This window comes from Vannielia litorea (assembly GCF_019801175.1).
Taxonomy (GTDB): domain Bacteria; phylum Pseudomonadota; class Alphaproteobacteria; order Rhodobacterales; family Rhodobacteraceae; genus Vannielia; species Vannielia litorea_B.
On record NZ_JAHVJR010000001.1, the window covers coordinates 2,054,379 to 2,068,313 of the forward strand.

Here is a 13,935-nt window from a genome sequence, read left to right on the forward strand (position 1 = left end):
CGCCCTTGGCAAGCCCTTCGCGCAGAGCTAGAGCGGACCCATGGCAGACAAGACTCCCCCCGGCGACCGCATCGCCAAGGTGCTCGCCCGCGCGGGCCTCGCCTCGCGCCGCGAGGCCGAGAAGATCGTCGAGGCAGGCCGCGTGACGGTGAATGGCAAGCCGATCACCAGCCCTGCGCTCAACGTGACCGAAGCCGATGCGATCACGGTCGACGGCAAGCCACTCGCCGCCCCCGAACCACCGCGCCTCTGGCTCTACCACAAGCCCGCGGGGCTCGTGACCACCGAGCGTGACGAAAAGGGGCGCGACACGGTCTTCGCAAACCTGCCAGAGGACATGCCCCGGGTAATGAGCGTCGGGCGGCTCGACCTCAACTCCGAAGGCCTGCTGCTGCTCACCAATGACGGCGAGATCAAGCGACGGCTCGAGCTGCCCTCCACCGGCTGGGTGCGCAAATACCGGGTGCGCCTGCACGGCACGCCGGAAGACAAGGATTTCGAGCCGCTCCGTAAGGGTCTCACCGTCGAAGGCGTGAAGTACCAGCCGATGACCATCACGCTCGACCGGCAGCAGGGCGCCAATGCCTGGGCCACCGTATCGCTGCGCGAGGGTAAGAACCGCGAGATCCGCCGCGCGATGGAGGCCGTGGGCCTCACCGTCAACCGGCTCCTGCGCGTCTCTTACGGCCCGTTCCGGCTGGGTGAGCTGAAGGCAGGCGCGGTGCAAGAGATCAAATCCCGCATCGTCCGTGACCAGCTTGGCCTCGATCCGGACTTCAAACCCGCACCCGAGCCAAAGAAAAAGCCAACGCGCCGTCGCCGCTAAGGCTTTCCGCAACGGCAGCCAAAACCGGCCGATCCATGCTGGCCCGCAGAAAATCCATCGCTTATAAGCAAAGACATGCGCCAGGACGGCGCGGGTGGGAGAGCGATGTCGTCAGACGGTTTGCAAAAACTGAGTTATGCGCTGCTTCTGGCGCTGATGCTGTATGCCGCTTTCACCGGCGGGGGCGCCTGATGGCCCAGCGCTACGGTGGAAAGTTCAGCCCCGATGGCTCCAAGGCCGGCGAAGACGGGGTACGGGCCGCGCCCGAGGCCCCCAAAGCCGCCAGCCTCGCGCCCAAATTCGCCGGGGCGACCCGGGCACGGGCGGGCATGCGCTCCAACCTCATGTTCGTCGTCCCGCTGATCTTTCTCTGGCACGCCTTCACTTCCGACGCCACGGGCCTAGCGCTCTACCTCGTCGCTGTGGGCGTGCTGCTGACGGCCGCGTGGCTGACCCGCGAGGGCCTGAAGGCGCAGGAAGCCTGGGAGGCGCGCAAGGTCGCCCGCCGCCCCGCCGTGCCGCGCAAGATCTTCGGCTCTGTGCTCACCGGCGCGGGCCTCGGCCTTGTCGGCCTCGCAGGCCACGGAGTTCTTGAAGCCATCATCTTCGCCGTGCTCGGCGCGGGCCTCCACAGCTTTGCCTTCGGGCTCGATCCGATGTCGGACAAGGGGATGGAGGGTATCGACGTGCGCCAGCAAGATCGCGTGGCGCGCGCTGTCGAAGCCGCCGAGGCGCATCTTTCCGCCATGGCCGACGCGGTGAAACGCGCGGGCGACCGGGGCGTTGCCGACCGGGTGGCGCGCTTCTCCGATACCGCCCGCACAATGTTCCGCACCGTCGAAGAAGACCCGCGCGACCTGACCGCCGCCCGCAAGTTCATGGGCGTCTACCTTCAGGGCGCCCGCGACGCGACGGTGAAGTTCGCCGATATCTACAGCCGTGGGCACGACCCCAAGGCCAAGGAAGATTACATCGCCCTCCTCGACGAGATGGAGAGCAACTACGCCCAGCGCACCGAAAAGCTGCTGCTCGACGACAAAACCGACCTCGACATCGAAATCGAAGTGCTGCGCGACCGTTTGCAGCGCGAAGGGGCCGTCTGAGCCCGCGTACAAAGGAGAAACAAGGGACTATGGAACAGGAAGTTCACGCCAAGGCCAAGGAAACGCTGGCACAGGTGGAAGAGGTCAACGCCGTGGTTCTGCCCGAGCCGGTCGAGGCCAATGCCGTCGTGCCCCTCGCCGAGGCCGACCCGGCCCTCTCCGCCGAGATCACCAAGCGCATGGGCGAGCTCGACATGAGCGACACCGGCTCCATCGTCAACTTCGGCTCCGCCGCACAGTCGGAACTGCAGACCATCTCGCAGGCCATGCTGGCCGATGTGAAGAACAAGGATGTCGGCCCGGCGGGCGACGGGCTGCGCAAGATGGTCACCACCATCCGCGGTTTCTCGGTTTCCGAGCTGGACGTGCGCCGCAAGCGCTCCTTCTGGGAAAAGCTGCTCGGCCGCGCCGCACCCTTCGCCAACTTCCTCTCCCGCTTCGAGGACGTGCAGGACCAGATCGACAAGATCACCGCCGAGCTCGAAGGCCACGAGCACAAGCTGCTGAAAGACATCAAGTCGCTCGACGTGCTCTACGAAAAGACCCTCAGCTTCTACGACGAGCTGGCCCTCTATATCGCCGCCGGTGAGGCCAAGATCGCCGAGCTGGATGCCACCACCATCCCCGCCAAAGAGGCCGAGGTGCAGGCCGCCCCTGAAGAGCAGGGCGTGATGAAGGCGCAGGAACTGCGCGACCTGCGTGCCGCCCGCGATGACCTCGAGCGCCGCGTGCATGACCTCAAGCTGACCCGCCAGGTCACCATGCAGTCGCTGCCCTCTATCCGGCTGGTGCAGGAGAACGACAAGAGCCTCGTCACCAAGATCAACTCCACCCTCGTCAACACCGTGCCGCTCTGGGAGACCCAGCTGGCGCAGGCGGTCACGATCCAGCGCTCCGCCGAGGCCGCCGAGGCCGTCCGCTCCGCGAATGATCTGACCAACGAGCTCCTGACCCAGAACGCCAAGAACCTGCGCGAGACCAACGCCAAGATCCGCACCGAGATGGAGCGCGGCGTATTCGACATTGAGGCGGTGAAAACCGCCAACGCCGAACTGGTCGCCACCATCGAGGAGAGCCTCCAGATCGCTGATGAAGGCAAGCGCAAGCGCGCCGAGGCCGAGGAAGAGCTGCACAAGATGGAAAGTGAGCTTAAAAACACGCTCGCCGCCGCCAAGGCCCGCAAGACCGGGCTGGGCGACACAGCCGGTACTGCCGTTTCGGGCAGCTGAAGAAGGGGCCGCGAATTGCGCCTGGAGACCATGCTTCCGAGAGCGGCGATGCTGATTGCCGCTCTCATTCTCGCGGGCTGCGAAGAACTTCCCGCGCCCCAGTCAGAGCCTGATCCGGTTGCAACGCCGGATGAGCTGGCTCCGCGCCCCAAGGACCCGTCCGAGGCCAGCCGTGCGGCGGCGCGCCACTACGCCCGTGTGCAATCGGACCTGTTGGCGCGCGGCCTGCTGCGCCGGGACGGTGGTGGCCCCGATACCCCCTATTCCGACCGGCAGCTGACCGAGAATTTCGTCCGCATCGCGCTTTTCGACGAGTACGTCTCGCGCGGCGGAACGCTGGTGGCTCAGCAGTCGGAGTCGAACCTCCGCCGCTGGGAACAGCCTATCCGCTTCGGCCTGCGCTTCGGCGAGACGGTGCCGGAATCCCAGCGCGCCAAGGACCGCACCAATGTTGCTGCCTTCGTCCGCCGCCTCTCCCGCGCCACCGGCCACCCGATGAGCATGGGCACCGGCAACGGCAACTTCACCGTTCTGATGCTGAACGAAGATGAGCGCGCCGCCATCGGCCCCGAGTTGCGCCGCCTCGTGCCCGGCATCGACAATGCAGCCATCCGCACCATCGAGACCCTGCCGCGCGACACGCTGTGCCTCGTCTTCGCCACCACCACCGGCAACAGCTCCGTCTACACCCGCGCGGTGGCGATCATCCGCGCCGAGCACCCCGACCTGCTTCGCCTTTCCTGCATCCACGAAGAGCTGGCCCAGGGCCTTGGCCTGGCCAACGACAGTCCCGAGGCCCGGCCCTCCATCTTCAACGATGACGAGGAGTTCGGCCTGCTCACCACTCACGACGAGCAACTCCTCCGCATCCTCTACGATGGCAGGCTGCGCCCCGGCATGACCGCGCTGGAGGCCAAGCCCATCGTCAAGCAAATCGTCGGCGAAATTCTCGGAGGCCGAGTGTGACCGCGCCCGCCCCCGACATCCCGGCAAACACGCTTTTCTGGCCGCCCTCAGCGGCTATAGTCCCCGCATTCACTTAAGGAGGCCGCCATGGGCATTCTCGATTTTCTTTCCGGCGAATTCATCGACGTCATCCATTGGACCGACGACACCCGCGACACGATGGTCTGGCGCTTCGAGCGCTATGGCCACGAGATCAAGTATGGCGCCAAGCTGACCGTCCGCGAGGGGCAGGCCGCCGTCTTCATCCACGAGGGCCAACTGGCCGATGTGTTCTCTCCCGGCATGTACATGCTGGAGACCAACAACATGCCGATCATGACCAAGCTCCAGCACTGGGATCACGGGTTCCAGTCGCCGTTCAAGAGCGAGATCTATTTCGTCAACACCATCCGGTTCAATGACAACAAGTGGGGCACCAAGAATCCGGTGATGCTGCGCGACCCCGAGTTCGGGCCGACCCGCATCCGCGCCTTCGGCACCTATTCGGTGAAGGTCTCCGACCCGGCCCTCTTCATGCAGGAGATCGTCGGCACCGATGGTGAGTTCACCTCCGATGAGATCACCTTCCAGATCCGCAACATCATCGTGCAGGAAGCCTCCCGCGTGATGGCCGGCTCCGGCATCCCGGTGCTCGACATGGCGGCCAACACCGCCGACATGGGCAAGATCATCTCCACCGAGGTCAGCAAGACACTCTCCGAATACGGCATGATCATCCCCGAGCTCTATATCGAGAACATATCCCTACCCCCCGCCGTGGAAGAGGTACTCGACAAGCGCACCTCCATGGGCGTGGTTGGCGACCTCGGCAAATACACCCAGTTCGCCGCCGCCGAGGCCATGAGCGCGGCCGCTGCCAACCCCGGCGCGGGTGGCAATGGCATGGGCGCAGGGATCGGCATGGGCATGGGCATGGCGATGGCCAACCAGATGGGTCAGGCGATGAACCCGCAAGGCTACGGCCAGCAGCCGCAGCCCGGCCCGTGGGGCGCACCCGCTGGCCATGCCACGCACCAGCCGGGCGGCCAGCCCGGCTACGCGCCCGCACATCACGCCGCGCCGCCCCCGCCCCCCCCGCCCCCGGCCGAGAAGCTCTGGCACGTCGCCGCCAACGGTGCGACCGATGGCCCCTTCTCCAAGGCCCGCATGGGCCGGATGGTCCACGAAGGCGGCCTGACCCGCGATAGCATGGTCTGGACCGCCGGGCAGGACGGTTGGCTCAAGGCGGGCGACATCCCTGAACTCGCCCAGCTCTTCACCATCCTCCCCCCGCCCCCGCCGCCGGGGGTGTGAGACCGGCCTTCGAACCCATGAGACACTGACGACACACACTCTGCCGCGCTCCCCGGGCGCGGCAGAGTTGCTTTCAGGATCGGCCCATGCCCCGCCCCAACGCCTATTCCCGCCTCCAGATCATCCTCCATTGGCTGGTGGTCATCCTGATCATCGGCGCCTTCCTGCTCTCTGATCAGATGGACGATTGGGAGGTCCTGCCTGCCGATGCACCCCTGCCACTCCACGGCGTCCTCGGCCTGACAGTTTTCTTCCTCATGCTCGTCCGCCTCGCCCTGCGGCTCCTGCGCGGCGCGCCACCTCCGCCAGTGGATGATCCGGCATGGCAACAGCGCTTGGCCGAACTCACCCATTGGGCGCTCTACGCCTTGGCCATCGCCACGCCGTGGTCTGGCGGCTTTGCCTTCTACCTGCGCTGGGAGGAGGCGGCAGACCTGCATGAGCTTCTGAAAACCCTGCTGCTCCTCACCGCCGCCGCCCACACCGCCGCCGCGCTCTATCACCAGTTCATCCTGAAAGACGGGTTGCTCGCCCGGATGGGCCTGCGCCGCCCTTAGCCCCCTAGCACCGCTCCGCGCCTTCCCCTAACCTGCGGCCAACCCATTCCAACCCAAGCGCGATTTCCATGACCGATATCGATTCCTCCGCCACCGAAGAGCATCGCTTCCCCTGCCCCGCCTGCGGGGCCGACATGCGGTTCGATCCGACCTCGGGCGCGCTCCAGTGCAACCATTGCGGCCATCGCGAAGAGGCGGTTGTCGAAAACGAGGTCACCACCTCCCCTATCGAAGAGCTGGATTACGAGGCCGCGCTCCAGGCACAATTGCCCGAGGCGGAGATGGAAGAAACCCGCGTCATCCAATGCACCAGCTGCGGCGCGCAGGTGGAGTTCAACGAGAACGACCACGCCACCGAGTGCCCCTTCTGCGCCACGCCCATCGTGACCGACACCGGCACCCATCGTCACATCAAGCCCAAGGGCCTCGTGCCCTTCGCCCTCAAGGAGGGACAGGCGCGCGATGCGATGAACGAATGGCTCGGCAAGCTCTGGTTCGCGCCCGGCGGCTTGCAGGAATACGCCCGTAAGGGTCGCAAGATGCAGGGCATCTACGTGCCCTACTGGACCTACGACGCCGACACCAAGAGCCGCTACACCGGCATGCGCGGGGTTTACTATTACGAGACCCAGACGGTGATGCGCGATGGCAAACCCGAGCAGCGCCGTGTCCGCAAGATCGCATGGACCCCGGTGAAGGGCCGCGTTGCCCGCTGGTTCGACGACGTGCTCGTGCTGGCCTCCCGCAGCCTGCCGAAGAAATACACCGACGGTCTTGAGCCGTGGAACCTCACCGGCCTCGAGCCCTATGCCCCGCACTTCCTCGCCGGGTTCCGCGCCGAGGGCTATCAGGTGGAGCTGGCCGAGGGCTTCGAGGAGGCCAAGGGCGTGATGGAGGCGCAGATCCGCCGTGACGTGCGCTTCGACATCGGAGGCGACCAGCAAAAGATCGCGACCCTCTCGACCGACATGAGCGACATCACCTTCAAGCACGTCCTGCTGCCGGTCTGGCTCGCGGCCTACAAGTACAAGGGCAAGAGCTACCGTTTCGTGGTCAACGGACAGTCCGGCAAGGTGCAGGGCGAACGGCCCTGGTCGGCCTGGAAGATCGCCTTCGCCGTGGTGCTGGGCCTGATCGTCGCCGGCGCGGTGGGCTATGCCGTGGCGATAAGCCAGTGAGTGGTGCCGAGGCCTGTGGATTGATAACAAAGCGCTTTTGCAGCTCTGCCGGATGACTTGGCCACGCGGGCTGCTTAAATCCCTCGCATGACTTGGTTGACCCATCCGGACGCACCGCTGATCCGCACCCTGACCGAAATCCTCTCGGCGTCGGACGGGCTGGAGTCGCTGTTTCTTGGCGGCAGCCACGGGCGCGGTACGGCGGATGCCTACTCCGACATCGACCTTGTCGCCGTGGCCCGGCCCGGCGACGAGAAGCTGCTGACAGAGGCCCTGCGCGGTGGCCTCCCCGGCAGCCTCGAACCGGTGCTCTGGCAGGTGCGCTTCGACGTTCGGCTCGTGAATGCCATCACCCCCCAATGGCGGCGCATCGACCTCTCCCTGCCCGCGCGCGAACACCTTCTGGCCCGCGCATCCAACACGCTCCTGCCACTGCACGACCCGGATGGCCTGCACGCCATGCTGGCCCCGCCCCAACCGCTCGCCACGCCCTCGCCCCAGCGCGTCTCCGCGCTGACGCGGGAGTTCCTCCGCGTGCTTGGCCTGCTCCACGTGGGCATGGGCCGGAAGGAATGGGTGCTGCTGGTCAAGGGCGCGGGACTGCTGCGTGACATGCTGGTGGACCTGATGCTCGAAGAGGTTCCCGAACCCGAGAAGGGCGGCATCCTCCACCTGTCCCGCCTTCTGCCGACTCAGGACATGGCCCAACTCACCGCCCTGCCCTACCCCGGCCCGGACCGCGCGGAGCTGCTGGCCGCCTACACTGCCCTCGCCGGTGCCTTCCTCCCCCGCGCCCGGTCGCTCCACATAGCACTCGGCCTCTCCTGGCCGGAGGCCTTCGAGGCCGCCACCCGGGATCTTCTCCGCCGCGAGTTGAGCCTGGAACTGCCTTAGGCCGGGACTCGCCGCGCCGCGCCCCTGTCCCCTTGCGCCCGGCCCCTCCTTTCGGCTAGAGCCGATGCAAACAAGGCATTGTTAGCGGTAACGGCGCACCGGAGGGGACCCCATGATCATCTGCGCAGGCGAAGCCCTGATCGACATGCTCCCGCGTGAAGGCACGGGCGGGGAGGCCATGTTCCTGCCGGTCTGCGGCGGGTCTGTCTTCAACACCGCCATCGCGCTCGGCCGCCTCGGCTCGCAGGCCGGGCTCGTCTCGGGCGTCTCCACCGACATGTTCGGCGAACAACTGGTCGCCGGGCTCGAGGCCTCCAAGGTTTCGCCCGATCTGCTGATCCGCTCCGGCCGCCCCACCACGCTGGCCTTCGTCCGCCTCACCGATGGCCAGGCCGAATATGCCTTCTTCGATGAGGGCAGCGCAGGCCGGATGATCCGGGTGAAAGACCTGCCCGCCCTGCCCCGCGCCGCCAAGGCCTTGTTCTTCGGCGGAATTTCCCTCGCTGTGAAACCCTGCTGCGATACCTACTTCTCCCTCATGAAGCGCCACTCCAAGTCCAAGCTCATCATGATGGATGTGAACGTCCGCCCCGATTTCATCCCCGATGAGGCCGAATACCGCGCCCGCACAGAGGCAATGCTGGCCCATACCGACATTCTCAAACTGTCGGATGAAGACCTGCGCTGGATGTTCGGCGATGCCGACCCCGCCGCCCATGCCGAGGAACTGCTGGCCAAGGGGCCAAAGATGATCTGCGTGACTGAAGGCGCGAAGGGCGTGACCGCCTATCTCGCCTCCGGTGCCCACACCGTGCTCGCCGAGCGTGTCGAGGTGGTCGATACCGTTGGCGCGGGCGACACCTTCAATGCGGGCGTTCTGGCCGGGCTGGACAGGGCCGGCGCCCTCTCCAAGAGGGCCGTTTCCGAGGGCCTGCCCAAAGAGGTGGTGATCGACGCGCTTCGCCTCGGCGTGAAGGCCGCCGCCGTGACCGTGCAGCGCGCCGGAGCCAACCCGCCTTGGGCGGGGGAGCTGGCGTGAGAGCCCTGCTGCAACGGGTGCTGGAGGCCACCGTCACCGTTGATGGCAACCGAATCTCCGAGATCGGGCCGGGCCTTCTGGTGCTGGTCTGCGCCATGCAGGGCGACACCGAGGCCGAGGCCGAAAAGCTCGCCGCCCGCGTCTCCAAACTGCGCATCTTTCAGGACGATGACGGCAAGATGAACCGCTCGGTGGCCGACACCGGCGGCAGCGCCCTCGTGGTGAGCCAGTTCACCCTCGCCGCCGACACCCGCCGCGGCAACCGCCCCGGCTTTTCCACCGCCGCCGCGCCTGACACGGGCCGAGCGCTCTACGAGCATTTTGCGGCTACTCTCGCCGATCTCGGCATCCGCACGCAGCGCGGGCAATTCGCGGCCGATATGAAGGTCGGCCTCGTGAACGACGGCCCAATCACCATCTGGCTCGACACTGAGGCTTGATGCAGAGCGCCATCGGGGCTAGGTAGCACTCTGTTATAACGTAACGGCCCGCATATGTCCGACCCCACCGGCTTCGCGCCGCACGACCATCACGCCTGCGTCTCCACGGCGCTCGCCGCCGCCGAGGCCGCCTGTGCTGAACGTGGCGCGCGCCTCACCCCGCTGCGCCGCCGCGCGCTGGAGATCCTGCTGGAAAGCCACAAGGCCCTCGGCGCCTATGACCTGCTGGAGCGCCTCGCCGCCGAGGGCTTGGGAGACAAGCCGCCGGTGGCCTATCGCGCGCTGAATTTCTTGACCGAACAAGGCTTTGCCCATCGCATCGAACGGCTCAACGCCTATGTCGCCTGTTCCCACCCCGATGCCGCCGAAGGCCACGGCGCCGCCTTCCTGATCTGCCGCGATTGCGGCCGCGTGGCCGAGGCTCTGGCCGACAAAGCCCCCCTCGGCGCGGACGCCCAGGATGCCGGTTTCACCGTCGAGGACGCTGTCGTGGAGGCCCGAGGCCTCTGCCCCCAATGCCAGTCCGGGGCCGGGGCATGAGCGCCCTCATCGAGGCCCGCGACCTCTCCCTCAAACGCGACGGCCAAGTGGTGCTCTCGGGCGTATCGGCCAATTTCGAGCCGGGCGAGATCACCACCATCGTCGGCCCCAACGGCTCCGGCAAAACCAGCTTTCTGAAAGCCCTGATCGGCGACATCCCCCCGGCCTCCGGCAGCATCAGCCGCGCGCCCGGCCTGCGGATCGGCTACGTGCCACAGAAGCTCACGCTCGACCCGGCCCTGCCGATGACCGTGGCGCGCTTTCTGTCCCTGCCCCGCCGCGTGAGCGCTGATGCCCGTAGCCGCGCCCTCAGCTATGCAGAGGTCGCCGCATTGGAGCACCGCCAGCTGGCCGACCTTTCCGGTGGCCAGCTGCAGCGCGTCCTGCTCGCCCGCGCCCTTCTGGCCGAGCCGCAGATCCTCTTGCTCGACGAGCCGACCCAAGGCCTCGACCAGCCCGGTCAGGCCGCCTTCTACAAGCAGATCGAACACGTGCGTGACAGCATCGGCTGCGGCGTGGTGATGGTCAGTCATGAGCTGCACGTGGTCATGAGCGCTTCCGACAAGGTGATCTGCCTCAACGGCCACATCTGCTGCGAAGGCTCCCCCGAAGTGGTTCGCAACTCCTCCGAGTATCGCGCCCTCTTCGGCGATGGCACCGGCGGCGCTCTGGCGCTCTATCGGCACGAGCACGATCACGCGCATGATCATGCCCACGATCACCACCACGACCATGCGCATTGAGGTCGGCGCCATGACCAACTCACCCGAAGCCCCCCCGAGCCACGATGTTTGACGATTTCCTCATTCGCGCCGCCTTCGCCGGTGTCGGCGTGGCGCTTGTGTCCGCGCTTCTTGGCTGTTTCGTCGTCTGGCGGCGGATGGCCTATTTCGGCGATGCCACGGCCCATGCCGCCCTGCTCGGCGTGGCGCTGTCGCTCGGCTTCGGCATCGCGATCCCGGTCGGTGTCGGCGTCGCCGCGCTCGCGATGGGCCTCGCCGTCGGCGGACTCTCAGGCCGACGCCTCGCCTCCGATACCCTGCTGGGCGTGCTCGCCCATGCCGCCCTCGCCTCCGGCCTCCTTGCGGTGTCGCTTATTCCCGGCGGCGCGCGGCTTGATCTGGAGGCCTATCTCTTTGGCGATATCCTCGCGGTCTCCCGCAGCGACCTCGGCCTTATCTGGGGCGGGGCCGTGCTGGTCATCGCGGTGCTGATCTGGCGCTGGCAAGCCTTGCTTGTCTCGGTCATATCCCCCGACCTCGCCCGAGCCTCTGGCGTCGACCCACGGCGGGAAAACCTCGTGATGGTCTTCGCCCTCGCCCTCACCGTGGCCGTGGCGATCAAGGTCGTGGGGGCGCTGCTGATCACCGCACTGCTGATCCTGCCCACCGCCGCCGCCCGCCCGCTGGCCCGAACGCCGGAGGTGATGGCCGCCATCGCCGCAGTGATCGGTGTGGCCTCATCCTTGGGCGGTTTACGCCTGTCCTATCAGTGGGATAGCCCGACCGGCCCCACAATCGTCTGCACCGCCGCCGCCTTCTTCGCGCTGACGATGCTGCTCCGCCCGGTCCTGCGCCCCCTGCTGCACCGTGCGCCATGAGCGCCCATTTCACCGCCGCCGCTACCGCACGCCTCTTTGGCCCTGACGGACCCCAACCGCTCGGCCCGGTAACCGCCCCTGCAAGCGAGCCAGAACTGCTCGCCGCCGCCCTCGACGCCGCACCACGCGCCACCTTCCGCCTCGACCCGCCCGCACTCCACCTCGGCCCCACGCAGGCCGCGCCCGCATTTGAGACCCTCACCGGCGGCACCACCGGCGCGCCCCGGCACATCCGCCGCACGCAGGCAAGCTGGATCGCCAGCTTCGAGGTCAATCGTGCCGCATGGTCCCTCGGGGCGCAAACCCGCGCCGCCACCCTCGGCAGCCTCGCTCACTCCCTCACCCTCTACGGCGCGCTCGAGGCGCTCCATGTGGGCGGCGAAGCACACCTGCTCCACGGCCTGCGCCCCGACCGCCAGCAACAGGCCATCGCAAGGCGCGCCATCACCCTGCTCTGGGCCACGCCGTCGCAGATCCGCCTGCTCTTCGGCCCGCCCGCGCCCGGCGTCACCCGCCTGCTCATCGGCGGCGGTGCGCTCGATGCCGCAACCGAGGCCCACGCCCGCAGGCTCTTCCCCTCGGCGCAGATCCACAGCTTCTACGGCGCCGCCGAGACCAGTTTCATCACGCTCGATGGCGCGCCCTACCCCGGCGTCGAGATTGAAATCCGCAATCCGGACGTCGATGGCACCGGCGAGGTCTGGCTCCGCAGCCCCTATCTCTTCGAGGCTTATGCCACAGGACCCGACCCCCACCGCGACGCCCGTGGCTTCACCACCGTAGGCGAGCGCGGGTGGCTCGCTGATGGCACACTCCACCTCGCGGGCCGGGCCGACCGCGCCGTGCGGATCGCCGAGCAGACCGTGCAACTTGAAGAGGTCGAGGCCGCGCTCCTCGCCCTGCCCGGCGTCACCGAGGCCGCCGTGCTCCCCCGGCCTGACAGGGCCCGCGGCACCCGCCTCGCCGCCGCATACGCTGGCACCTCGCAGCTCGAGCCCTCCGCCCTAACCGCCTTGCCGCCCCTCGCCCGCCCCCGCAGCATGACCCGCATCGCCACAGAGGCCTGGCCCCGCCGCCCCTCCGGCAAGACCGACCTCGCTGCAATTGAGGTGCTTCTGGCAGATGAGCATAGCAAAGAGGCCACCCCCTGATGCCCCGCGCCGTCCTCATCGCCGCCCGGCGCACCCCCGTTGCCCCGCGCGGCGGCGCGCTGGCCCGGATCGACGCGCCGGAACTCGCCGCCCACGCCGCCCGCGCCTGCCTGTCGGATGCAGGCCTCGCTCCCGATGACATCGACGAGCTGATCCTCGCCAATGGTCTCGGCGCAGGCGGCAACCCCGCCCGCATCGCCGCCCTCGCCGCTGGCCTTCCCGAGCGCGTCGGCGGCCTCACAATCGACCGGCAATGCACCGGCGGGCTGGATGCCGTTCTCCTCGCCGCCGCCCTCATCGAGAGCGGCCGTGCCACCAATGTTCTGGCAGGCGGGGCCGAAAGCTTCTCCCGCCGCCCTCTCCGCATGGCAACCGACCCGGACGGCGGCCCGCCTCAACCCTACCTGCGCCCCCGCTTCTCCCCCGACCCGGCCCGCGACCCGGACATGCCGGAGGCCGCCGACGCCCTCGCCATCGCCCGCGCCGCGCAGGATGCCTACGCCGCAGACTCCCACTGCAAGGCCCTCGCCGCCCCGCCACTGCCCGAGATCGCCCCACTCGCCGAGCTGGCAGCCGATCCCTACGCCCGTACCCTCTCGGCGCGCCTTCTGGCCCGCGCCAAACCCCTCTCCGGCAATATCACCGCCGCCAACACCGCGCCCGAGGCCGATGCCGCCGCCCTCCTGCTCGTCACCACCGAGGCACGTGCGCAATCTCTCGGCCTGCCCTTCGTCCACATCGGCCCCTCCGCCATGCTGGGCGGCGACCCCTCCCAGCCCGGCCTCGCCCCGGTGGCCGCCATCCAAGCCGTGCTCACCGAGGCCAACCTCACCCCCGAGCAGATCGACCACTTCGAGCTGATGGAAGCCTTCGCAGCCCAAGCCATCGCCACCCTCAACGCCACCGGCCTGCGCGAACCCCGCACCAACCCGCAGGGCGGCGCCCTCGCGCGCGGTCATCCGATCGGAGCCTCCGGCGCGATCCTCGCCTGTCGCCTATTCCACGCGCTCACCGCGCCAGGCGGCCCCTCAACCGGCCTCGCCACCATCGCTGCGGCAGGCGGGCTCGGCAGCGCCGCGCTCTTCACCCGGCCCTGACCCACAGCTTGCCACCCCGCGC

Annotated in this window: 15 protein-coding genes; all 15 read left to right on the forward strand. The window is 67.9% G+C overall.

Annotated elements, in window-relative coordinates:
* The first annotated feature begins 40 nt into the window (after positions 1–40).
* The 15 genes from KUV38_RS10030 (at position 41) to KUV38_RS10100 (ending at position 13,913) form a co-directional block, all read left to right on the forward strand.
* Complete coding sequence (locus tag KUV38_RS10030; protein WP_222469909.1) at positions 41–826, forward strand: pseudouridine synthase; 786 nt, start codon at positions 41–43, stop codon at positions 824–826.
* Between the two features lie 191 nt (positions 827–1,017).
* Complete coding sequence (locus tag KUV38_RS10035) at positions 1,018–1,929, forward strand: 5-bromo-4-chloroindolyl phosphate hydrolysis family protein (RefSeq protein WP_222469910.1); 912 nt, start codon at positions 1,018–1,020, stop codon at positions 1,927–1,929.
* Positions 1,930–1,958: 29 nt separating this feature from the next.
* Complete coding sequence (locus KUV38_RS10040) at positions 1,959–3,158, forward strand: toxic anion resistance protein (protein WP_222469911.1); 1,200 nt, start codon at positions 1,959–1,961, stop codon at positions 3,156–3,158.
* 30 nt (positions 3,159–3,188) lie between these two features.
* The gene (locus KUV38_RS10045; protein ID WP_261385195.1) at positions 3,189–4,124 is read left to right on the forward strand and encodes a DUF2927 domain-containing protein; all 936 of its coding nucleotides are present in this window, start codon (positions 3,189–3,191) and stop codon (positions 4,122–4,124) included.
* 87 nt (positions 4,125–4,211) lie between these two features.
* Positions 4,212–5,417, forward strand: a complete 1,206-nt coding sequence (locus tag KUV38_RS10050; RefSeq protein WP_222469912.1) for an SPFH domain-containing protein — start codon at positions 4,212–4,214, stop codon at positions 5,415–5,417.
* A gap of 86 nt (positions 5,418–5,503) precedes the next feature.
* Positions 5,504–5,974: a cytochrome b gene (locus KUV38_RS10055; protein ID WP_222469913.1), complete on the forward strand. Its 471-nt coding sequence runs from the start codon at positions 5,504–5,506 to the stop codon at positions 5,972–5,974.
* Positions 5,975–6,042: 68 nt separating this feature from the next.
* Complete coding sequence (locus KUV38_RS10060) at positions 6,043–7,152, forward strand: TFIIB-type zinc finger domain-containing protein (protein ID WP_222469914.1); 1,110 nt, start codon at positions 6,043–6,045, stop codon at positions 7,150–7,152.
* An 87-nt stretch (positions 7,153–7,239) separates the two neighbouring features.
* Complete coding sequence (locus KUV38_RS10065) at positions 7,240–8,046, forward strand: nucleotidyltransferase domain-containing protein (RefSeq protein WP_222469915.1); 807 nt, start codon at positions 7,240–7,242, stop codon at positions 8,044–8,046.
* Positions 8,047–8,158: 112 nt separating this feature from the next.
* Complete coding sequence (locus KUV38_RS10070) at positions 8,159–9,085, forward strand: carbohydrate kinase family protein (protein ID WP_222469916.1); 927 nt, start codon at positions 8,159–8,161, stop codon at positions 9,083–9,085.
* On the forward strand, positions 9,082–9,525 hold the full coding sequence (gene dtd / locus KUV38_RS10075) for a D-aminoacyl-tRNA deacylase (protein WP_222469917.1): 444 nt from the start codon (positions 9,082–9,084) through the stop codon (positions 9,523–9,525). Before KUV38_RS10070 ends, dtd begins: the two co-directional genes overlap by 4 nt.
* A gap of 54 nt (positions 9,526–9,579) precedes the next feature.
* Positions 9,580–10,065 (forward strand): transcriptional repressor, encoded by a 486-nt coding sequence (locus tag KUV38_RS10080; RefSeq protein WP_222469918.1) that lies wholly within the window; start codon positions 9,580–9,582, stop codon positions 10,063–10,065.
* Entirely contained in the window at positions 10,062–10,808 is a 747-nt protein-coding gene (locus KUV38_RS10085; protein ID WP_222469919.1) for a metal ABC transporter ATP-binding protein, read from the forward strand. Before KUV38_RS10080 ends, KUV38_RS10085 begins: the two co-directional genes overlap by 4 nt.
* 44 nt (positions 10,809–10,852) lie before the next feature.
* Complete coding sequence (locus KUV38_RS10090) at positions 10,853–11,665, forward strand: metal ABC transporter permease (protein WP_222469920.1); 813 nt, start codon at positions 10,853–10,855, stop codon at positions 11,663–11,665.
* Positions 11,662–12,816, forward strand: coding sequence for an AMP-binding protein (locus KUV38_RS10095; protein ID WP_222469921.1), 1,155 nt, complete (start codon positions 11,662–11,664; stop codon positions 12,814–12,816). The genes KUV38_RS10090 and KUV38_RS10095 overlap by 4 nt, the downstream gene beginning before the upstream one ends.
* Positions 12,816–13,913 (forward strand): thiolase family protein, encoded by a 1,098-nt coding sequence (locus tag KUV38_RS10100; protein ID WP_222469922.1) that lies wholly within the window; start codon positions 12,816–12,818, stop codon positions 13,911–13,913. Before KUV38_RS10095 ends, KUV38_RS10100 begins: the two co-directional genes overlap by 1 nt.
* The last annotated feature ends 22 nt before the right edge of the window (positions 13,914–13,935 follow it).

Bases quoted from the DNA above. Each gene is read 5' to 3' on its own strand.
- KUV38_RS10065 (WP_222469915.1), top strand. From the start codon at position 7,240: ATGACTTGGTTGACCCATCCGGACGCACCGCTGATCCGCACCCTGACC.
- KUV38_RS10095 (WP_222469921.1), top strand. From the start codon at position 11,662: ATGAGCGCCCATTTCACCGCCGCCGCTACCGCACGCCTCTTTGGCCCT.
- KUV38_RS10045 (WP_261385195.1), top strand. From the start codon at position 3,189: ATGCTTCCGAGAGCGGCGATGCTGATTGCCGCTCTCATTCTCGCGGGC.
- KUV38_RS10030 (WP_222469909.1), top strand. From the start codon at position 41: ATGGCAGACAAGACTCCCCCCGGCGACCGCATCGCCAAGGTGCTCGCC.
- KUV38_RS10060 (WP_222469914.1), top strand. From the start codon at position 6,043: ATGACCGATATCGATTCCTCCGCCACCGAAGAGCATCGCTTCCCCTGC.
- KUV38_RS10080 (WP_222469918.1), top strand. From the start codon at position 9,580: ATGTCCGACCCCACCGGCTTCGCGCCGCACGACCATCACGCCTGCGTC.
- KUV38_RS10090 (WP_222469920.1), top strand. From the start codon at position 10,853: ATGTTTGACGATTTCCTCATTCGCGCCGCCTTCGCCGGTGTCGGCGTG.
- KUV38_RS10100 (WP_222469922.1), top strand. From the start codon at position 12,816: ATGCCCCGCGCCGTCCTCATCGCCGCCCGGCGCACCCCCGTTGCCCCG.
- KUV38_RS10055 (WP_222469913.1), top strand. From the start codon at position 5,504: ATGCCCCGCCCCAACGCCTATTCCCGCCTCCAGATCATCCTCCATTGG.
- KUV38_RS10040 (WP_222469911.1), top strand. From the start codon at position 1,959: ATGGAACAGGAAGTTCACGCCAAGGCCAAGGAAACGCTGGCACAGGTG.
- KUV38_RS10035 (WP_222469910.1), top strand. From the start codon at position 1,018: ATGGCCCAGCGCTACGGTGGAAAGTTCAGCCCCGATGGCTCCAAGGCC.
- KUV38_RS10085 (WP_222469919.1), top strand. From the start codon at position 10,062: ATGAGCGCCCTCATCGAGGCCCGCGACCTCTCCCTCAAACGCGACGGC.
- KUV38_RS10070 (WP_222469916.1), top strand. From the start codon at position 8,159: ATGATCATCTGCGCAGGCGAAGCCCTGATCGACATGCTCCCGCGTGAA.
- KUV38_RS10050 (WP_222469912.1), top strand. From the start codon at position 4,212: ATGGGCATTCTCGATTTTCTTTCCGGCGAATTCATCGACGTCATCCAT.